Consider the following 18,396-nt stretch of genomic DNA (forward strand, 5'->3'; position numbering starts at 1 on the left):
CCTGATTTGATAACAAACCATGCCATTTCTACCATCTAATCCCGACCAACGCCAAACGCTACACTGCCGGCCTGATTCTGCAACCCATGGATGCTTATGACACCCGCGAGAAAGCTGACGGCGATAGCGCTGGTCATCGCCTTTATTCAGTTCACCAATGCCCTGGAATACATGGTATTCAACCCGATATTCCTCTACATGGCCGCCGATTTTTCCGTGCCCGTCAGCTTCGCCGGCTATGTCAGCGCGGCCTATACGCTGGCGGCGGTGATTTCCGGCATCGGCGCATTTTTCTGGATCGGCGGCGTTGAGAAGCGGCGCTTTCTGCTGCTCAACGTCACGCTGCTGGGCGTGACCACCTTATTGATCGCCGCAACCCAGCAGTTTTACTGGCTGCTGGCACTGCGGCTGTTGGCCGGGCTGTTGGGCGGCACCACGATGGGTGTCGGGATCGGCCTGCTGCTCAACGCCGCACCGGTCGCGCTGCACGGCAGAATGTTGGCGACGGTGATCGCGTCCTTTTCGTTGGTGAGCATTGTCGGCATGCCGGGCATGCTGTACCTGTGCGAAGTGGCGAGCTGGCGCGCCGCGCTGGTGACTATCGGCGGGCTGTGTCTGCTGGCGGCCGTCTTGGTCGCGCTGTTCGTTCCCAGGGATGCGCCGCAGCCACGGGCTACCGCGCCCGTCGCGCTCGATCGCCGGTTGCTGCTGTTCGCCGCCGCCGCCGGCCTGACGCAGTTCAGCCCGATGCTGCTGCTCCCGGTGCTGGCGCCGCTGCTCACCCAGCGGCTACAGGTGGCAGACGCGCATTTGCCTTGGCTGTTTCTCATCGGCGGCGTGGCCGGCTATCTGGCGACCGTGCTGGCGGGGCGCTGGCTGCAACGCTTTGGCGCCGTGACGCTGACGGTGGGCGCCACGCTGTTGCTGCTGGGCAGCCTGTGGCTGGCGGCACGCGGTGGCGATCGCGGCGAGCTGTTCATGGTTGCGTTTCTCGCGGCGGCCTATGCGCGGCTGGTGGCGATCTCTTCCCTGAGCCTGCGCTGGCCGGACGCTCGGCAGCGCGCCGCCTTTGGCGTACTGCAAACCGCCCTGATACACCTGAGCGCCACGGCGGCCTTCTTGCTCTCCTCCGCGTTGCTGAGCAGCGGCCTCACCCCGCTTAGCCTGCAACGCCTGTTATGGCTGTGCGCGCTGAGCGCGGTCGCCGTCGCGCCGCTCAGCGTTTGGCTGCAGGCGCGGCTGCGTCAGCGCGGCGCCTGATAAGCTACCTTGCCGTCCACATAGGTGCGATAAATGTTGCGATCGTCCCCCAGCGTCATCAGCACGAACCCTTGTTCCGCCGGCGTGGCGCTGTTGGCGTAGCGCAACTGCTGCAGCGGCGTGACCGCCGGATCGAGCACCACGAAATCCGCCTCTTTGCCGACGTTGAAGTTGCCGATTTTGTCGTCCAGCGACAGCGCGCGGGCGCCGCCCAGGGTGGCGTGATAGAACGCTTCTACGGCGGAGAGCCGGTAATGCTGCAGCTGGCCGACTTTGTACGCTTCGCCCAGCGTGCGCAGCATATTGAAGGTGGTGCCGGCCCCCACGTCGGTGCCGATGCCGAGCTTCACCCGCTTGCGCCAGGCCTGCTGCAGGTCGAACAGCCCGCTGCCGAGGAACAGGTTGGAGGTGGGGCAAAACGCGATCGCCGAGCGGGTCTCGCACAGGCAGTCCCACTCCTGCTCCTCCAGGTGCAGGCAGTGGGCGAACACGCTTTTGCCGCCGGTCATGCCGTAACGGTGGTAAACGTCCAGATAGCTTTGGCTCTGCGGGAACAGTGATTTTACCCAGGCCACTTCCTGCGGATTCTCGCTCAGGTGCGTCTGCAGCCAAACGTCGGGGAATTCTTCGCGCAGCCGCTGCACCTGCGCCAGCAACGCCGGCGTACTGGTGGGCGCAAAGCGCGGCGTAATGGCGTAGCCGAGGCGGCCTTTGTCGTGCCAGCGTTCGATCAACTCACGCGTCTGGCGATAACTTTGCTCCGGCGTTTCCAGCAGCGCCTGCGGCGCATGGCGATCCATCATCACCTTACCGGCGATCAGGCGCATATTCAGCGCTTGCGCCTGGGTGAACAGCGCATCGACCGACTGCGGGTGCACGCTGCCGAACACCAGCGCGGTGGTGGTGCCGTTGCTCAGCAACTCCCGCAGAAAGAAGGCCGACATCTCGTCGGCGTGCTGTTCGCAGCCGTAACGGCTTTCGGTCGGGAAGGTGTAATTGTTTAACCACCCCAGCAGCTGGTCGCCATAGGCGCCAATCATTTCGGTTTGCGGGTAGTGAATATGGGTGTCGATAAAGCCCGGCACGATCGGTTTGTCATGATACTCCGTTACCGCGAAGCCCGGCGGCAACAGCGCCTCACCCTGCTGCCAGCTGCCGAACCAGACGATGGTACCCTCGTTGAGCAGCAACAAACCGTCGGGAATGTGCCGCAGGCGTTCGTCGAGCTGTTGCGGTTCCTCCACGCAGGCGGTGATATCAAAAAAATTGCCACGAATAGCCGTAGTGAATTGCAGTGCCATTATTTTCTTCCTTGTGACGACCGGCCAAGCTCACCCGCGTAATAATCTTCGCTGATGAAACAATGCCTTTTATTACCCAAACTCTAAGACCGGATTAAGCATAGCAAGCCGTGTGCCAATAGGCGGTTATAAAATATATTTCTCTTTAAAAACAGACTGATATTAATTTAATCAAAGAAAACCAATCGATGAAAAAGAATAAAACGCGCGGCGGTCTTCAACGGCAGACCGAATGCAACCGTTTGCTTGCTGGAATAACGCCGCGCCGCTGCACCTTTACGGGGCAAGCGGATATTTTCGCGGCCGTAGCGGTTATTTCAACGCGATACAAAGCGGTCTGACCCATTCCGCAGGCCACCCGGTAAACTTGAAACGATAACCATTCTCAATTATCATCCGCGCATCTTTTTTTTGACCAGCAATGCGAAAACCATGTCCGCCACCGCTTCCGCCCCGCACGCCGCGCTATCGCGCCTTTACGCCACCCATCACGCCTGGTTGCAGGGATGGCTGCGCCGGCGGCTGGGCTGCGCGTTCGACGCGGACGATGTGGCGCAAGACACCTTCATGCGCCTGCTGAAAAGCGACGCCGCGGCGACCCTGCGCGAGCCGAAAGATTTTCTGGTCACCGTCGCCAAGCGGGTGATGGTCGACCTGTTCCGCCGCAGAACGCTGGAGCGCGCCTATCTGGAGATGCTGGCACTGATCCCGGAAGGCTATGCCCCGTCGCCGGAGCAGCGCCAGAGCCTGCTGGAAAGCCTGCAGCAGATCGACGCCATGCTCGACGGCCTGGGGCCGAAGGTGAAACAGGCCTTCTTGCTGTCGCAACTCGAAGGCCTGGGCTATGCGGACATCGCCATGCGCCTCGGCGTGTCGGTCAGCTCGGTTAAAAAATACATGGCCAAGGCCACCGAGCATTGCCTGCTGTTCAGCCTGGAAAACGACGTTTTCTCATGAGCAACGCCATCACCCCCGAGCAGCGCCAGGCGCTGAAGATGGCCGCACACTGGTATGCGCTGCTGTGCGATGAGCACGTCACCGACCGCCAGCGCCAACAGTGGCAAGTCTGGTACCAACAGCATGACGATCACCGCTGGGCCTGGCAGCGCGTCGAAGCGTTGCAGAGCCAGCTGCAGGGCGTGCCGGGCAAGTTCAGCTACCGCGCGCTCGATCGCGCCGGCCGCCAATCGGCGATCGATCGCCGCACCCTGCTGAAGAGCCTGCTGCTGTTGCTCGGCGTGGGCGGCGGCAGCTTCCTTTACCAGTCACCGCTCGGCCGGGAGCTGCGCGCCGACTACCGCACCGCCACCGGCGAGATCAAACCCATTGTGTTAAGCGATGGCACCCAGCTGGTGCTGAACACCGCCAGCGCGGTGGACGTGCATTACGACGATCGCCAACGGCTGATCCGCCTGCACGCCGGGGAGATCAGCCTGGTTACCGGACGCGACCCCCGGCCGCTGTGGGTGCAAAGCCCGCAGGGGGCGATGCGCGCGCTCGGCACCCGCTTCCTGGTACGGGAGAGCGGCGACGAGACTCGGCTGACGGTGCTGGAGCATGCGGTCGAAGCGCAGCTGGCGCAGGACGCGCGGCAAACGCGCCGAGTGGAGGCCGGAGAACAGATAAGTTTCAGCGCCACGGCCTTCAGCGACAAACAACCGGCTGCGGCGGAGGACGGCTGGCTGCGCGGCATGCTGAGCGTCAGCCAGTGGCGGCTGGACCGGGTGATCGCCGAACTGGCGCGCTACCGGCGCGGCCACCTGAGCTGCGATCCGGCCGTCGCCGCCCTGCGCGTCAGCGGCAGTTTCCCGCTCAACGATACCGATCGCGCCCTCGCCCTGCTCAGCCAGACGCTGCCGGTGCGCCTGCAGAGCTTTACCCGCTATTGGCTGCAAATCGTCCCTGCCTGAATCTTTTTAAATGAAAATGATAAAAAATCGCATTCTTGATTGTCCCTTTTGCTTTGCTCATCCGACTCCCAGGAAAACACTGCAGCAATAAATAAAAAATGATTCAGGAGAAGGTATGAACAACGCTTGGGGAAAGGGAGCGCCGGCTTCGCTTTGGGGAAAACGGGCCACGCCGCTGGCCGTGGCCATTGGCCTGGCCTTCGCCGCGGCGCTGACGGCGAGCGCCGCCAGCGCCGCGGCAACCTATCACATTCCGGCCGGTGAGTTGGACGGCGCGCTGAACGCGTTCGCCGCGCGCGCCGGCATCGCGCTCTCGGTGGACGGCGCGCTGACCGCCGGCAAACGTTCGCCGGGCCTGAACGGCAGCTACGGCGTCGATGACGGCCTGAACGCTCTGCTGGCCGGCAGCGGCCTGCAGGCTAAAGCGCTCGGCAACAACGGTTACACGCTGGCCAAACTGCCGCAGCCGCAGAAGGAAGAAGACATCACCGTGGTCGGTGACTGGCTGGCGGAAGGCCGTCAGGCAGACGTGTTCGAACATCCCGGCGCACGCGACGTGGTGCGCCGCGAAGAATTCGCCAAAACCGGCACCACCACCGTGCGCGAAGCGTTGAACCGCGTGCCGGGCGTGGTGGCGCCGGAGAACAACGGCACCGGCAGCCATGACATGGCGCTGAACTTCGGCATTCGCGGCCTCAACCCGCGCCTCGCCAGCCGCTCCACCGTGCTGATGGACGGCATCCCGGTGCCCTTCGCCCCTTACGGCCAGCCGCAGCTGTCGCTGGCGCCGGTCTCGCTCGGCAATATGGATGCGATTGACGTGGTGCGCGGCGGCGGCGCGGTGCGCTACGGGCCGCAGAGCGTCGGTGGCGTCGTCAACTTCGTCACCCGTGCCATCCCGAAAACCTTCGGCATGGAGGCCGGCATGCAGGGGCAGCTCAGCCCGACCTCGCGCCAGGATCACCCGAAAGGCACCGGTAATCTGATGATCGGCGGCACCGCCGACAACGGCCTCGGCGCGGCGCTGCTCTACTCCGGTACCCGCGGCAGCGACTGGCGCGAACACAGCGCGACCAAGATCGACGACGTGATGCTGAAAAGCCGTTACGCCCCGAACGAGGTGCACACCTTCAACAGCCTGCTGCAATACTACGAAGGCGAAGCGGACATGCCGGGCGGCCTGAGCCGGGCGGACTACAACGCCAATCCGTTCCAGTCGACGCGCCCGTACGACAAGTTCTGGGGCCGCCGCCAGCTGGCGAACTTCGGCTACCAATATCAGCCGGATCAGCAGCACAAGTTCGACGTGCAGAGCTTCTACACCTACACCCTGCGCAGCGGCTATCTGGATCAGGGCAAAAACCTGACGCTGTCGCCGCGCGAATACTGGGTACGCGGCGTGGAACCGCGCTACAGCCAGAGCTTCCGCTGGGGCGATTCGGCGCATGAGGTTGGCGTCGGCTACCGCTACGTCAGCGAATCCACCCACGAGTTGCGCTACACCAGCAAGGCCAGCACCGGCCGGCTGCCGTCCACCGCCAGCCCGTACGATCGCGATACCCAGTCCGGCACCGAGGCGCACGCCTTCTATATCGACGATCGCATCGACATCGGCGACTGGACCATCACGCCGGGCATGCGCTACGAGTACATCAAGTCGTATCAGAACAACTACATCAAGAACAACCGCCTCGACGTCAGCTATAACGCACCGCTGCCGGCGTTGAACGTGATGTATCACCTGAACGAATACTGGAACCTGTACGCCAACACCGAAGGTTCCTTCGGCACCGTGCAGTACAGCCAGATGGGCAAAGCGGTCGACAGCGGCAAGATTGAGCCCGAGAAGGCGCGCACCTGGGAGCTGGGCACCCGCTACGCCGGCGATGCGCTGACCGGCGAGATCGGGCTGTTCCTGATCAACTTCAACAACCAGTACGACTCCAACCAGGTGACCGACAGCGTGACCGCGCGCGGCAAAACCCGCCACGCCGGGCTGGAAGGCAGCCTGCGTTACGATCTGTCGCAGCTGACGCCGAAACTGGACGACCTGACCGCCTACGCCAGCTACGCCTACGTCAACGCCACCATCCGCGAAGACGGCGGCTACAAGGGCAATCAGGTGCCGTTCTCACCGAAGCATAAAGGCACGCTGGGGCTGGACTACACGCCGGGCAACTGGGCGTTTAACCTTAACGGCGAGTTCCAATCCAGCCAGTTCGCCGACAACGCCAACACCGTGGCGGAAAGCGCCGACGGCAGCACCGGCCGCATTCCCGGCTATATGTTGTGGGGCGTGCGCGCCGCCTATGATTTCGGCCCGGAAATGGCCGGCCTGAATCTGGGCGTCGGGGTGAAAAACCTGTTCAACCACGAGTATTTCACCCGCGCCTATGACGACAATAACAAAGGTCTGTACATCGGCCAGCCGCGCACGATCTATCTGCAAGGTTCGGTGAAGTTCTGACCCCCGGCGGCGGGCGCGGCTCATCGTGTCCGCCGCCTTCCTCATCAACGTGACGTTGTCACATAACCCCCTCCCTCCACGCCGCCGCAGCGGCGAGAAATAAGTCGCTTCTGCCGCCAATACGCGTAATATCGACGATCCGCCCCAATTTATGGGCGCGGATTTTTTGCCGTTATGGCCTGAAAAGCGAGGAATTAAAATGAATCACAATGACCTTTCTCAGTGCCGCGTTGACACCGACCGTTTGTTGATTGCCCCCTTTACCGCAGCAGACGCCGACGATGTTTACCAGGCGATCACCCCCACCCTGACGCGCTTTATGGCCTTTGAGCCGGAGGCGTCGCCGGAAGATTTCGCCAACGTCTGGCAAGGCTGGCTGCCGCTGATGCGCGAAGGCGAAGAAGTGATCTTCGTCGCCCGCCGGCGCGAAGACCGCCTGTTCGTCGGCGTCGGCGGCGCGCACAACCTGCGCAGCCACACTCCGGAGCTGGGTATCTGGGTCAAAGAGAGCCTGCATGGCCAGGGCTACGGGCGCGAAATCGTGCAGGGCATCGCGCGCTGGGTCAGCGAGCGCTTTCAGCCTCAGCACCTTATCTACCCGGTGGCCGAGCAGAATGCCGCCAGCCGTCGCCTCATCGAGTCGCTGGGCGGCGTGCTGGCCGGGCGTTGCGAACGCGTCAAGTATGACGCCGTGGTCTATCACCTGCCGCCTCAGCGCTAATCAGCATCGGGCCGTCGGCCCGGTGTGACCTTTTTTGCTTTCCGCCGTGATAACCGCTGCCACTGCCTGCGGGTTTGTGCTAATGATAGAGCTATGTAGGGTAAAAACAGTTGAGGAACAGCAACATGATTATTTTTGTTACCGGCGCCACCTCCGGTTTCGGCGAGGCGATCGCACGCCGTTTTATCCGTGAAGGCCACCAGGTGATCGCCGCCGGGCGCCGCCTTGAGCGTCTCGAAGAGCTGCAGGAAGAACTCGGCCAAGCGCTGCACATCGTGCGGCTCGACGTGCGCAACCGCGCCGCCATTCAACAGGCGATCGAAGCACTGCCGGCCGAGCTGCGCCAGATCGACGTGCTGGTGAACAACGCCGGGCTGGCGCTGGGGCTGGAGCCGGCGCACAAGGCCAACGCCGATGACTGGGACACCATGATCGACACCAACGCCAAGGGGCTGGTGAACATGACGCGCGCCCTGCTGCCGGCCATGGTCGAACGCAACATCGGCCATGTGATCAACATCGGCTCCACCGCCGCCAACTGGCCTTACGCCGGCGGCAACGTGTACGGCGCCACCAAGGCGTTCGTCAAACAGTTCAGCCTGGGCCTGCGCGCCGATCTGCACGGCACGCGCATCCGCGTGACCGATATCGAGCCGGGCCTGGTGGGCGGCACCGAATTCTCCAACGTGCGCTTCAAGGGCGATGACGGCAAGGTCAACAAAACCTACGAAGGCGCCGATGCGCTGACGCCGGAAGACATCGCCGAGTCGGTGTTCTGGGTCGCGACGTTGCCGGCGCGCGTCAACATCAACACGCTGGAAATGATGCCGGTCAGCCAGTCTTTCGCCGGGCTGAACATCCACCGCGGCGCCTGATCTCCAACGGCGGGAGGCGACTCCCGCCCTGTTTCCTCAGGCCGCGCGCCAGCCGGAAACGATGATCAGCATGCCCACCAGCGCCACCCCGGCGCCCACCCAGTCCAGCGCGGACAGCTTCACCCCGTCCACCACCCGCAGCCACAGCAGCGCCGTCGCCACATACACGCCGCCGTAGGCCGCGTAGACCCGCCCGCTGGCCGCCGGATGCAGCGTCAACAGCCAGACAAACAGTATCAGGCTTAATGCCGCCGGCAGCAGCAGCCAGGCGCTGCCCTGCTTCTTGAGCCACAGGTAAGGCAGGAAACAGCCGATAATTTCGGCGAGCGCGGTGGCGAAAAACAACAGCGTGGTTTTTAACATCGGTCGCAGTTTTCTCTCGATAAAGTAAACGAATCGGCGCTTGGCTGGTGAATTCCAGGAGCGCGGTGGTATATTTATTACCACGCCTGCGGGCGAGGTAACGCCAGTGCCGCCATCATCAGGCGCACTCACTCATAAGGATGAAACGATGAAAACATTTTCGACCCAACGACTGCTGCGCGGGATGCTGCCGGTCGCCATGCTGGCCGTCATGGGCGCCTGGCAGGCGCCGGCGCTGGCAGCCACCTGCACTCAGGGCAGCACCTGCGTCACCGTCGATGGTAAAGGCAGCGGCGCGATGAGCACCGAAGAAGCGCGCCAGAGCAAAGAGCAGTGGAATGATACCAAATCCCTGCGCCACAAGGTTAACACTCGCGTCGAGAAAGAGTTCGACAAGGCCGATCGCGCGGCGGATGACGAAGACCGCTGCAACGACAGCAACAACGTCAACGCGTACTGGGAGCCGGACACCCGTAAATGCCTGGATCGCCAGACCGGGCGTCGGATTAATCCTTAATCCGCCTGCGGCGGGCGGGCAAGCGTGAAACCCGGCCGCCGTTGCTGCTATCCTGTTACAGGAAGTCCATTGTTTAAAAGGATGACGTGATGAAAAAAACGCTGATATTAACCGCTGTATTGCTGGCCGGCGCGCCGTTGGCGGCCCTGGCCTCCTGCGAAAGCGTGAAAGCGGACATTTCGCAAAAAATCGTCAATAACGGCGTTCCGGAGTCCGGCTTCAAACTGGAGATCGTGCCTAACGATCAGGCCGATCAAGCGGGCGGCCAAGTGGTCGGCCACTGCGAAAACGACACCCAGAAGATCGTCTATACCCGCCTGAACAACGGCGACGATCGCGGTGACGCGGCGCAGACCGGCACCAGCCAGGACACCTCCAACTCGCAGTAAGCCGCTTCGGCTACCCAGGGCGCGCAACAGCCGCGCCCTTTCCTTTTCCCTTAAGCCTGCTCCGCCTCTTCCTCTTCGCCCTGTGGCCGGCAACGCGCCGGGATCAGCATCGCCGCCGCCAGCGCCAGCAACGACACCAACGCCGACACCAGGAACACCCAATGCAGCGAAGCCGCCACCTGCTGGATAAGCTGCGCCAGCGCTTCGCTCCCCATGCTCTGCCGCACCGCCGGCTCCATCAGCCGCTGCACCGGATCGTCAATCTCCGGCAAACGCCACTGCAGGTTGAGGTTCAGCGTGGCGCCCAGAATGGCGGTGCCGATGGCCGACCCCACCATGCGAGTAAATACCGTACAGGCGGTGGCGATGCCGCGAATGCTGTAATGCGCCGCATTCTGCACCGACACTAAAAACGTGGTGTTGCACAACCCCATGCCGGCACCGACCATAAACGCTGCCACCCGGCCCCACAGCAGGCCGCCGTTCGGCTGCAGCATCAGCAGGATCAAGCCGCCGGCCACCAACAGCAGCGCCCCCAGCAGCGCCGTCGCGCGATACGAGGTCATCAGCATCAAACGGCCGCTCAGCGTGCTGGCCAGCGGCCAACCGATCGACATCAGCGCCAGCGTGGTGCCCGCCTCCAGCGGCGAGCCGCCCATTACGCCCTGAATGAAGGTCGGCAGGAAGGCACTGATGCCCATCATCGCCGCGCCGATCACCAACCCGCCGATGTTACCAGCGACGATCACCCGGCTCTGCCACAGGGCCAGCGGGAACAGCGGTTCGACCGCGCGCCGCTCCTGACGTATCAGCAGCGCCAGCGACGCCGCCGCCAGCGCGAGCAACGGCGCCACCCACCATCCCAGGCTTTCCATCTGCAACAGCGCCAGCAGCAGCGCCGAAACGAATAGCGTCAGCCAGGCGGTGCCCGCCAGATCCAGCGCGTGCCGCCGCAGCTGCTGATGCGCCGGCAGATAGCGCCAGAGGAAGAACATCGCCAGCAGGCCGATCGGCAGGTTGACCCAGAACACCAGCGCCCACGGCAGATGCTGTACGATAAACGCGCCCAGCAGCGGGCCGATGATCGCCGACACGCCCCACACGCTCGACAGGTAGCCCATCACCTTCGGCCGCTCGGTGGCGCTGTAGATATCGCCGATGATGGTGGAGGCGATCGGCATGATGGCGCCGGCGCCCAACCCTTGCAGCAGACGGAAGCCGATCAGCCAATACATGTCGGGTGCGAAGCCGCACAGCACCGATCCCAGCAGAAACAGCGTGGCACCGAAGAAGAACACCCGCTTGCGGCCGTAGAGATCCGCCAACCGGCCGTAGATGGGGATAGTGATCGCCTGCGCCAGCAAATAGACCGCGAACACCCACCCCAGCAGCGAGAAGCCGCCGAGATCGCCGATGATGGTCGGCATGGCGGTAGCGACGATGGTGGCTTCGATCGCCGACATGAACATCGCCAGCATGCAGGCAATCAGGATCAGCGGGCGGTGGGCAATGGGTGCGGGTGAAACGTTATTTGTCATGGCGTTATGCAGGCTTCCTGGCGTTTTTATTTTCCCTGAGTATATCAGCAAGCGCCTACGCCAAGTCTATCCGCCCTCACATCCTGCTTTTGCCGGCGGTGAATCGCACCATTTGGACTGATTGTTACGGCGTAACGTTTTGCTGCGGATTTTTTTCACTTTCCGCGCATCCCAGCGCTGACGCGGGCTGAGGCGCGAATACGGGCAAACTCAATCAGCTGATTTTGTTCATAAAACTTGGCATGGCCAACGACGGGGTGCTATACCTTCCCTAGCCGGGGTCATTGGGCTTCGTGCTTTCTCTAGTTTAAATATCAGTATCTTATGCTGATTAACTCACGTATTGAGCCTACGTTCAGCACGCTGTGCCGAACGCACCCTTCGCTCAATGTCGCTAACCTCATGCGAAACGCCCGTTTTGTACCGCCACGCCCGCCGGGCAGTGGGTAACAATCAGAGCGGAATGCGCCGCCTATCGGCCGCTCCGCGCAACGGAGGACGCAACATCATGCACAAGTCAGCGCCATACCGGCGCCTGCTCCTCGGGAGCCTGCTGTTTATCGCCGTCATCGCGCTGCTGGTTTACGGCATCGGTTGGGAAACCCTCAAGTCGCGCCGGGAAGATTTGATTTACCTCGGCCAGCAGCACATGTTCCTGGTGGTGTGCTCCATGCTGCTGTCGCTGCTGGTCGGCATTCCCAGCGGCATCCTGCTGAGCCGCCCCTTCGCCCGCCGCTGGGCAGAGCACGTGATGCAGATCTTTAACGTCGGCAACACCCTGCCGCCGCTGGCGGTGCTGGCGCTGGCGATGGTAATCATCGGCATCGGCGATCGGCCGGCGGTGGTGGCGCTGTTCCTCGCCTCGCTGCTGCCCATCGTGCGCAATACCTATGCCGGCCTGCGTTCGGTGCCGCCGGCGCTGGTCGAGGCCGCCAACGGTATTGGCATGACCGCCGGGCAGCGGCTGCGCCAGGTTGAGCTGCCCAACGCGCTGCCGGTGATCTTCGCCGGGGTGCGCATCGCGATGGCGATCAACGTCGGCACCGCGCCGCTGGCGTTTTTGATCGGCGCCAGCAGCTACGGCGAGCTGATTTTCCCCGGCATCTACCTGAACGACTTCCCGACGCTGATCCTCGGCGCCGCCGCCACCGCGCTGATCGCCCTGCTGCTCGATCTGGCGTTGGCCGGTCTCGGCCGCCGGCTCAGCCCGCACACCGCATCCTGATGGGAGAAACGCGATGACTCGATGGTTACAACGCCTCCGCCACGCGCTGCTGTTCTCCTTGCTGATGACCAGCGCGGCCGCCTGGGCCGCCCCGCTGACGCTGGCGAGCAAGAACTTCACCGAACAGCGCATTCTGTCGGCGATCACCGTGCAATACCTGCGGGCCAAGGGGTTTCAGGTCGAACCCAAGACCAATCTGGCCACGGTGATCACCCGCAACGCCATGATCAACAAACAGATCGATATGACCTGGGAATACACCGGCACCTCGCTGATCATCTTTAACCACATCAATAAGCGCATGACGCCGCAGGAAACTTACGACACGGTGAAAAAGCTCGACGCCAAGCTCGGCCTGGTGTGGCTACAGCCGGCGGACATGAACAACACCTATGCCTTCGCCATGCAGCGCCAGCGCGCGGAAAAAGAGCAGATTCGCACCATGTCGCAGCTGGTGGCAAAAGTGGAACAGGTGCGTAAAACCGACCCGAAACACAACTGGCTGCTGGGGCTGGATCTGGAGTTTGCCGGCCGCTCGGACGGCCTGAAGCCGATGCAGGCGCTGTACGACATGCCGCTCGATCGCCCGCAAATCCGCCAAATGGACCCCGGCCTGGTTTACAACGCCATCCGCGACGGCTTCGTCGATGCCGGGCTGGTGTACACCACCGACGGCCGGGTGAAAGGCTTCGATCTGCAGGTGCTCGAAGACGACAAGGGCTATTTCCCGAGCTATGCGGTCACGCCGGTGGTGCGCGCCGACGTGTTGCAAAACACGCCGGGGCTGGAAGCGGCGCTGAACACGCTGTCGAAACAGTTCAACAATCAGGTGATCACCGAGCTTAACGCCAGGGTGGATATCGACTACCAGACGCCGCAGCAGGTCGCCGACGCGTTCCTCAAGCAGCGCGGCCTGATTAAGGGAGACATGTGATGAATACTGTGCTTTACGCCTGGCAAAACTGGGCCTACATCGCCGGATTGACGCTGGAACACCTGCTGCTGGTCGGCGTCGCCGTCGGCCTGGCGATCCTGATCGGCGTACCGCTCGGCGTGCTGATCGTCCGCCACAAATGGCTGGCGACGCCGGTGTTGAGCCTGGCCACGCTGGTGCTGACCGTGCCCTCCATCGCCCTGTTCGGGCTGATGATCCCGCTGTTTTCCTTAATCGGCCACGGCATCGGCTACGTGCCGGCGATCACCGCGGTGTTCCTCTACTCGCTGCTGCCGATCGTGCGCAATACCCACACCGCGCTCGACAACCTGCCCGGCGGGCTGCGCGAAGCCGGCCGCGGCATCGGTATGACGTTCTGGCAACGCCTGCGCTGGGTAGAGATCCCGGTGGCGCTGCCGGTCATTTTCGGCGGCATTCGCACCGCCGTGGTGATGAATATCGGCGTGATGGCGATCGCCGCAGTGATCGGCGCCGGCGGCCTCGGCCTGCTGCTGCTCAACGGCATCAGCAGCAGCGACATCCGCCAGTTGATTACCGGCGCCGTGATGATCAGCCTGCTGGCGATCGTCCTCGATTGGTTATTGCACCGCTTGCAAATTGCGCTTACGCCCAAGGGGATCCGCTCATGATTAAATTGGAAAATCTGACCAAACAGTTCATGCAGAAGAACGGCACGCCGTTCAACGCCGTCGACAACATCAATCTGGACGTGCCGGAAGGCGAAATCTGCGTGCTGCTCGGCCCTTCCGGCTGCGGCAAAACCACCACGCTCAAGATGATCAACCGCCTGATCGAACCCACCGGCGGCACCATTCTGATCAACGGCGAAGACACCAGCGCGCTGGATACCGTCAGCCTGCGCCGCAAAATCGGCTACGTCATCCAGCAGATCGGTCTGTTCCCCAACATGACCATCGAGGAGAACATCACCGTGGTGCCGCGCATGCTGGGCTGGGACAAAAAACGCTGCCACGATCGCGCCGAGGAGCTGATGAGCATGGTGGCGCTGGATCCCAAACGCTTTTTGCACCGCTACCCGAAAGAGATGTCCGGCGGGCAGCAGCAGCGCATCGGCGTGATCCGCGCGCTGGCGGCCGATCCGCCGGTGCTGCTGATGGATGAACCCTTCGGCGCGGTGGATCCGATCAACCGCGAAACCATCCAGAACGAGTTTCTCGACATGCAGCGCCAGCTGAAAAAAACCGTGATGCTGGTGAGCCACGACATCGATGAAGCGCTGAAGCTCGGCGATCGCATCGCGGTGTTCCGCCAGGGCAAAATCGTACAGAACGCCAGCGCCGATGAGCTGCTGGCGCGGCCGGCGAACGACTTCGTCGCCTCCTTTGTCGGCCAGGACCGCACGCTGAAGCGCCTGCTGCTGGTGCAGGCCGGCGACGTGGCCGATCAGCAGGAAACGGTGACGGTGCGGCGGGAGACGCCGCTAGTGGAAGCGTTCGGGCTGATGGACGATATCGACGCCCGCTCGGTGACGGTGGTGGACGCCGATGGCAAGCCGCTGGGGTACGTCAAACGCCGCGAGGCGCGCGGCGCGCCGGGCGTCTGCGCCGACAGCCTGCACCGTTTCCGCGTCACCGCGCGGGCGGAGGAGAACCTGCGCGTGGTGCTGTCGAAGCTGTACGAGCACAACACCTCCTGGATGCCGATCGTCGATGAAGACGGCCGCTACAGCGGCGAAATCTCGCAGGATTACATCGCCGACTACCTCAGCTCCGGCCGCACGCGCCGGGTGCTGACGCCGCAATAACCCACCCCGGGGCGCTCACCGCCCCGCTCACGCCGCAGTTTGCTAAAGATTCACTGGTCATCGGCCGGAGCGCCAAGCACAATGCGCTGATGACCCTTTGATTTTTCTCACGACGCCGCCCACGCATGAAAAGATTGGTCCACCTGCACCACTATCGCGCCCTGTTGCGCAGCCTGTTTATCGCCGTGTTCATCGGCGTCGCCGCCGCTCTGGCGGTGTGGCTGTTCCACCGTTCGATGATTGGCCTCGAGTGGCTGCTGCTCGGCAATGCCGACGGCAGCCTGGTGGCCGCCGCCGCCGCACTGCCCGGCTGGCGGCGCGCCCTCACGCCGGCGCTGGGCGGCCTGGCGGCGGGCCTGTTGCTGTATATTCACCAGCGCTACCGCCACCAGCGCCCGGCGGCGCCTACCGACTATATGGAAGCGATCGAGACCGGCAACGGCAAGCTGGACACCGGCGCCAGCCTGGTGAAGTGCCTGGCGTCGCTGCTGGTGGTGTCGAGCGGCAGCGCCATCGGCCGCGAAGGCGCGATGATCCTGCTGGCGGCGCTGGTGGGCTCGCTGTTCGCTCAGCGCTTTACGCACGAGAAAGAGTGGAAACTGTGGGTGGCCTGCGCCGCCGCCGCCGGGATGGCCAGCGCCTATCATGCGCCGCTGGCGGGCAGTCTGTTTATCGCCGAGATCCTGTTCGGCACCCTGATGCTGGCCTCGCTCGGCCCGGTGGTAATCGCCGCGGTCAGCGCCCTGCTGATGACCAACCTGCTCAACGGCGGCCAGGCGCCGCTCTATCTGGTGACGCCGCTCGCCGCCCCCTTGCCGACGCAATACCTGCTGATGGCGCTGGTCGGCGTGGTGGCCGGCGCCGGTGGGCCGCTGTTTTTATGGCTGATGACCGCCACCGGCCATGCCTTCCGCTCGCTGCGGTTGAAGCCGCCGTTGCAGCTGGCGCTGGGCGGCCTGATCGTCGGGCTGCTTTCGCTGCTGTTCCCGCAGGTATGGGGCAATGGTTACAGCGTGGTGCAGGCGCTGCTGATCGCGCCGCCGGGGGTGCTGCTGCTGGGGGCGATCCTGGTGTGCAAACTGTTGGCGATCCTCGCCAGCAGCGGGTCGGGCGCGCCGGGCGGGGTCTTCACCCCGACGCTGTTCGTCGGTGCCGCGCTCGGTTCGATCATCGGTCAGCTGTTTGGCCTGTGGCCGGGCATGGATACGGCGGTGCCGCTGCTGCTGGCGCTGACCGGCATGGCTACCCTGTTGGCCGCCACCACCCATGCGCCGATCATGGCGGCGCTGATGGTGTTTGAAATGACCGGCGAGTACGCCCTGCTGCCCGGCATTCTGCTCTCGTGCGTGATCGCCACCACCGTGTCGCGCGGCCTGCGGCCAGTGTCGGTGTATCACTCGGCGCCGCCGCCCAAACGCGAGGCTTAAAACTCGCCCTGCTGCAGGATGTTCCTGAACTGCGGGCACTGCAGGTGCTCGGGTTCAGGGCAATCGACCATGTGGCGCAGCCCGTCACGCACCTGCATCAGGCGCTGGATATGGCGATCCAGCTCATCCGCCCGCGCCGCCAGCAGCCCGCGATCGAGCGCTATCTTGCCCCGTTCGTCAAACAAGGCGCTCATCTCGTCCAGCGTAAAACCGGCCACGCGCGCCAGCGCGATCAGCCGCAGTTGGTCAAGCACACCGGCGGCGTATTGGCGACGCAAACCGTGGCGGCCTATCGACGCGATCAGCCCTTTCTTCTCGTAATGCCGCAGCGCGGAAGGCGCGATCCCGCTCAGGCGCGCCACCGCGCCGATATCCAGTTCTTTTGCCATTGACTTGAAGCCGACTTTAAGTTGCACACTGTGCGCACATTATCACGTCACTGAGCCAAGGACACCCCTATGACCCCCGATCTGTTAGTGCGCATCCTGTTAACCGGCGTTGGCGCCACCTTCTGCATGGATCTGTGGGCGCTGCTGCTGAAGCGGCGCTTCGGCCTCCCTTCCCTCGATTATGCGCTGGTGGGCCGCTGGTTTCTCGGCATGTTTGATGGCCGCTGGTTTCACGCTACCATCGTTACGGCGCCGCCGCGCCGGGGGGAAAGAGAAATCGGCTGGATATTGCACTATGCCATCGGCATCGCGTTTGCCTTTATCCCGCTCGGTTTGGCAGGCATCGGATGGTATGCGGCGCCGACGCCGCTCATCGCGCTGTTGAGCGGCTGGCTGAGCCTGGCGGCGCCGTTTCTGGTAATGCAGCCCGCGCTGGGCTTTGGCGTGGCGGCGGCGAAAACCGCCCACCCGCGAAAAGCGCGGCTCCTCAGCCTGCTCACCCACACGGTGTATGGATTGGGCCTGCTGATCGCCGCCCGGCTGTTGGCGACGCTGTGCGCCTGAGCGGGCTTACAGCAGCGTGGAAATATCGAGGTAGTGCGCCAGTTCGCGCTGCTCCGCGCGCGGCAGGTATGGAATTTCACCCAGCAGCGGCGCGGGAATGCGCTGCTGCAGCGCCGCGATGGTTTCGGCATAGTGCGCCAACCCCGGGTTGATGCGGTTGGCCACCCAGCCCAACAGCGGCAGGCCGTCGTTGATGATCGACTGCGCGGTCAGCAGCGCGTGGCTGACGCAGCCCAGCTTGATGCCCACCACCAGCACCACCGGCAGCTGTTCCTGCACCACCCACTCGGCGTAAGGCCGCAGATCGTTCATCAGCACCCGCCAACCACCGCTGCCTTCCACCACCACCGTGTCGGCTTTGGCGGACAGATCCCGCAGACCGCTGCTCATCACGCCATAGTTGATGTCCTCGGTCGCATGCGCGTGAAACACCTCATCCAGGCAGGTGATGGGATTGATCTCCTCGTAGGACAGCGGCAGGGTTGACGATGCTTGCAATACCAAAGCGTCTTTATTGCGGATGCCCTCGCTGGTTTCCTGGCAGCGTGCGGCGATCGGCTTGTAGCCGGCCACCGAACGGCCTTCGGCGGCCAGCGCCTGCATCAACCCGCGGGAAACCACGGTTTTACCGACGTCGGTATCCGTGCCTGTCACAAATAAACGCTTCAACATGAATAAAATGCCCCAGAATGCCCCGTTAACAATGTGTCGCCGCACCGGCGGCGAAGAA

General features: G+C 63.3%; 20 protein-coding genes. 15 read left to right on the forward strand and 5 right to left on the reverse strand.

Annotated elements, in window-relative coordinates; translation table 11 throughout:
- Positions 1 to 96 precede the first annotated feature (96 nt).
- Positions 97 to 1,260 carry an MFS transporter gene (locus tag ACUTSC_RS03335; protein WP_445653078.1) on the forward strand — a complete coding sequence of 388 codons (1,164 nt, stop codon included), beginning with the start codon at positions 97 to 99 and terminating at the stop codon, positions 1,258 to 1,260.
- On the opposite strand, the gene guaD is transcribed toward ACUTSC_RS03335, so the two are convergent.
- Positions 1,245 to 2,561, reverse strand: a complete 1,317-nt coding sequence (gene guaD / locus ACUTSC_RS03340) for a guanine deaminase (RefSeq protein WP_445653079.1) — start codon at positions 2,559 to 2,561, stop codon at positions 1,245 to 1,247. The genes ACUTSC_RS03335 and guaD overlap by 16 nt on opposite strands.
- A 188-nt stretch (positions 2,562 to 2,749) precedes the next feature.
- On the opposite strand from guaD, the gene ACUTSC_RS03345 reads away from it, so the two are divergent.
- The 6 genes from ACUTSC_RS03345 to ydfG all read left to right on the forward strand — a co-directional run bounded on the left by ACUTSC_RS03345 (position 2,750) and on the right by ydfG (position 8,534).
- Complete coding sequence (locus ACUTSC_RS03345; RefSeq protein ID WP_197773985.1) at positions 2,750 to 2,902, forward strand: hypothetical protein; 153 nt, start codon at positions 2,750 to 2,752, stop codon at positions 2,900 to 2,902.
- 91 nt (positions 2,903 to 2,993) lie between these two features.
- On the forward strand, positions 2,994 to 3,518 hold the full coding sequence (gene fecI, locus ACUTSC_RS03350) for a ferric citrate uptake sigma factor FecI (RefSeq protein ID WP_197767793.1): 525 nt from the start codon (positions 2,994 to 2,996) through the stop codon (positions 3,516 to 3,518).
- A complete protein-coding gene (gene fecR / locus ACUTSC_RS03355) occupies positions 3,515 to 4,471 on the forward strand; it encodes a ferric citrate uptake sigma factor regulator FecR (protein ID WP_445653080.1) in 957 nt (318 codons plus the stop codon). The genes fecI and fecR overlap by 4 nt, the downstream gene beginning before the upstream one ends.
- 115 nt (positions 4,472 to 4,586) lie before the next feature.
- Positions 4,587 to 6,938, forward strand: a complete 2,352-nt coding sequence (gene fecA, locus ACUTSC_RS03360; RefSeq protein WP_445653081.1) for a TonB-dependent Fe(3+) dicitrate receptor FecA — start codon at positions 4,587 to 4,589, stop codon at positions 6,936 to 6,938.
- A gap of 199 nt (positions 6,939 to 7,137) precedes the next feature.
- Positions 7,138 to 7,659, forward strand: a complete 522-nt coding sequence (locus tag ACUTSC_RS03365; protein ID WP_063989769.1) for a GNAT family N-acetyltransferase — start codon at positions 7,138 to 7,140, stop codon at positions 7,657 to 7,659.
- 125 nt (positions 7,660 to 7,784) lie between these two features.
- On the forward strand, positions 7,785 to 8,534 hold the full coding sequence (gene ydfG, locus ACUTSC_RS03370; RefSeq protein WP_197773987.1) for a bifunctional NADP-dependent 3-hydroxy acid dehydrogenase/3-hydroxypropionate dehydrogenase YdfG: 750 nt from the start codon (positions 7,785 to 7,787) through the stop codon (positions 8,532 to 8,534).
- A gap of 36 nt (positions 8,535 to 8,570) precedes the next feature.
- Here the strand turns inward: ydfG and ACUTSC_RS03375 are convergent, their stop codons facing one another.
- The gene (locus ACUTSC_RS03375) at positions 8,571 to 8,897 is read right to left on the reverse strand and encodes a YnfA family protein (protein WP_445653082.1); all 327 of its coding nucleotides are present in this window, start codon (positions 8,895 to 8,897) and stop codon (positions 8,571 to 8,573) included.
- 148 nt (positions 8,898 to 9,045) lie between these two features.
- On the opposite strand from ACUTSC_RS03375, the gene ACUTSC_RS03380 reads away from it, so the two are divergent.
- Positions 9,046 to 9,414, forward strand: a complete 369-nt coding sequence (locus ACUTSC_RS03380; protein ID WP_004938560.1) for a DUF1283 family protein — start codon at positions 9,046 to 9,048, stop codon at positions 9,412 to 9,414.
- A gap of 89 nt (positions 9,415 to 9,503) precedes the next feature.
- On the forward strand, positions 9,504 to 9,803 hold the full coding sequence (locus tag ACUTSC_RS03385) for a DUF1161 domain-containing protein (RefSeq protein WP_063989767.1): 300 nt from the start codon (positions 9,504 to 9,506) through the stop codon (positions 9,801 to 9,803).
- Between the two features lie 50 nt (positions 9,804 to 9,853).
- Here the strand turns inward: ACUTSC_RS03385 and ACUTSC_RS03390 are convergent, their stop codons facing one another.
- Entirely contained in the window at positions 9,854 to 11,341 is a 1,488-nt protein-coding gene (locus ACUTSC_RS03390; protein WP_016927859.1) for an MDR family MFS transporter, read from the reverse strand.
- A gap of 508 nt (positions 11,342 to 11,849) precedes the next feature.
- Here ACUTSC_RS03390 and ACUTSC_RS03395 point away from each other — a divergent pair.
- The 5 genes from ACUTSC_RS03395 to clcB all read left to right on the forward strand — a co-directional run bounded on the left by ACUTSC_RS03395 (position 11,850) and on the right by clcB (position 16,713).
- Positions 11,850 to 12,566, forward strand: a complete 717-nt coding sequence (locus tag ACUTSC_RS03395) for an ABC transporter permease (RefSeq protein ID WP_004938551.1) — start codon at positions 11,850 to 11,852, stop codon at positions 12,564 to 12,566.
- A gap of 64 nt (positions 12,567 to 12,630) precedes the next feature.
- Entirely contained in the window at positions 12,631 to 13,500 is an 870-nt protein-coding gene (locus tag ACUTSC_RS03400; protein WP_445653180.1) for a glycine betaine ABC transporter substrate-binding protein, read from the forward strand.
- Positions 13,500 to 14,150, forward strand: a complete 651-nt coding sequence (osmW, locus tag ACUTSC_RS03405) for an osmoprotectant ABC transporter permease OsmW (protein WP_049199194.1) — start codon at positions 13,500 to 13,502, stop codon at positions 14,148 to 14,150. The genes ACUTSC_RS03400 and osmW overlap by 1 nt, the downstream gene beginning before the upstream one ends.
- Positions 14,147 to 15,286 (forward strand): osmoprotectant ABC transporter ATP-binding protein OsmV, encoded by a 1,140-nt coding sequence (osmV, locus tag ACUTSC_RS03410; protein WP_016927861.1) that lies wholly within the window; start codon positions 14,147 to 14,149, stop codon positions 15,284 to 15,286. The genes osmW and osmV overlap by 4 nt, the downstream gene beginning before the upstream one ends.
- A gap of 125 nt (positions 15,287 to 15,411) precedes the next feature.
- On the forward strand, positions 15,412 to 16,713 hold the full coding sequence (gene clcB / locus ACUTSC_RS03415) for a voltage-gated ClC-type chloride channel ClcB (protein WP_038873948.1): 1,302 nt from the start codon (positions 15,412 to 15,414) through the stop codon (positions 16,711 to 16,713).
- On the opposite strand, the gene ACUTSC_RS03420 is transcribed toward clcB, so the two are convergent.
- Positions 16,710 to 17,102, reverse strand: a complete 393-nt coding sequence (locus ACUTSC_RS03420) for a MerR family DNA-binding transcriptional regulator (protein WP_197767787.1) — start codon at positions 17,100 to 17,102, stop codon at positions 16,710 to 16,712. The two genes, clcB and ACUTSC_RS03420, sit on opposite strands and share 4 nt — an antisense overlap.
- A gap of 69 nt (positions 17,103 to 17,171) precedes the next feature.
- Between ACUTSC_RS03420 and ACUTSC_RS03425 the strand changes: the two genes are divergently transcribed.
- Positions 17,172 to 17,666 carry a DUF2938 family protein gene (locus ACUTSC_RS03425; protein ID WP_197773992.1) on the forward strand — a complete coding sequence of 165 codons (495 nt, stop codon included), beginning with the start codon at positions 17,172 to 17,174 and terminating at the stop codon, positions 17,664 to 17,666.
- Positions 17,667 to 17,672: 6 nt separating this feature from the next.
- Here the strand turns inward: ACUTSC_RS03425 and bioD are convergent, their stop codons facing one another.
- A complete protein-coding gene (gene bioD, locus ACUTSC_RS03430; RefSeq protein ID WP_049199186.1) occupies positions 17,673 to 18,338 on the reverse strand; it encodes a dethiobiotin synthase in 666 nt (221 codons plus the stop codon).
- Positions 18,339 to 18,396 lie beyond the last annotated feature (58 nt).

This window comes from Serratia sp. TSA_105.2 (genome assembly GCF_052692115.1).

Excerpts from the sequence above, each read along its gene's own strand:
- ACUTSC_RS03335 (WP_445653078.1), top strand. The coding sequence starts at position 97 with ATGACACCCGCGAGAAAGCTGACGGCGATAGCGCTGGTCATCGCCTTT.
- guaD (WP_445653079.1), bottom strand. The coding sequence starts at position 2,561 with ATGGCACTGCAATTCACTACGGCTATTCGTGGCAATTTTTTTGATATC.
- ACUTSC_RS03345 (WP_197773985.1), top strand. The coding sequence starts at position 2,750 with ATGAAAAAGAATAAAACGCGCGGCGGTCTTCAACGGCAGACCGAATGC.
- fecI (WP_197767793.1), top strand. The coding sequence starts at position 2,994 with ATGTCCGCCACCGCTTCCGCCCCGCACGCCGCGCTATCGCGCCTTTAC.
- fecR (WP_445653080.1), top strand. The coding sequence starts at position 3,515 with ATGAGCAACGCCATCACCCCCGAGCAGCGCCAGGCGCTGAAGATGGCC.
- fecA (WP_445653081.1), top strand. The coding sequence starts at position 4,587 with ATGAACAACGCTTGGGGAAAGGGAGCGCCGGCTTCGCTTTGGGGAAAA.
- ACUTSC_RS03365 (WP_063989769.1), top strand. The coding sequence starts at position 7,138 with ATGAATCACAATGACCTTTCTCAGTGCCGCGTTGACACCGACCGTTTG.
- ydfG (WP_197773987.1), top strand. The coding sequence starts at position 7,785 with ATGATTATTTTTGTTACCGGCGCCACCTCCGGTTTCGGCGAGGCGATC.
- ACUTSC_RS03375 (WP_445653082.1), bottom strand. The coding sequence starts at position 8,897 with ATGTTAAAAACCACGCTGTTGTTTTTCGCCACCGCGCTCGCCGAAATT.
- ACUTSC_RS03380 (WP_004938560.1), top strand. The coding sequence starts at position 9,046 with ATGAAAACATTTTCGACCCAACGACTGCTGCGCGGGATGCTGCCGGTC.
- ACUTSC_RS03385 (WP_063989767.1), top strand. The coding sequence starts at position 9,504 with ATGAAAAAAACGCTGATATTAACCGCTGTATTGCTGGCCGGCGCGCCG.
- ACUTSC_RS03390 (WP_016927859.1), bottom strand. The coding sequence starts at position 11,341 with ATGACAAATAACGTTTCACCCGCACCCATTGCCCACCGCCCGCTGATC.
- ACUTSC_RS03395 (WP_004938551.1), top strand. The coding sequence starts at position 11,850 with ATGCACAAGTCAGCGCCATACCGGCGCCTGCTCCTCGGGAGCCTGCTG.
- ACUTSC_RS03400 (WP_445653180.1), top strand. The coding sequence starts at position 12,631 with ATGACCAGCGCGGCCGCCTGGGCCGCCCCGCTGACGCTGGCGAGCAAG.
- osmW (WP_049199194.1), top strand. The coding sequence starts at position 13,500 with ATGAATACTGTGCTTTACGCCTGGCAAAACTGGGCCTACATCGCCGGA.
- osmV (WP_016927861.1), top strand. The coding sequence starts at position 14,147 with ATGATTAAATTGGAAAATCTGACCAAACAGTTCATGCAGAAGAACGGC.
- clcB (WP_038873948.1), top strand. The coding sequence starts at position 15,412 with ATGAAAAGATTGGTCCACCTGCACCACTATCGCGCCCTGTTGCGCAGC.
- ACUTSC_RS03420 (WP_197767787.1), bottom strand. The coding sequence starts at position 17,102 with ATGGCAAAAGAACTGGATATCGGCGCGGTGGCGCGCCTGAGCGGGATC.
- ACUTSC_RS03425 (WP_197773992.1), top strand. The coding sequence starts at position 17,172 with ATGACCCCCGATCTGTTAGTGCGCATCCTGTTAACCGGCGTTGGCGCC.
- bioD (WP_049199186.1), bottom strand. The coding sequence starts at position 18,338 with ATGTTGAAGCGTTTATTTGTGACAGGCACGGATACCGACGTCGGTAAA.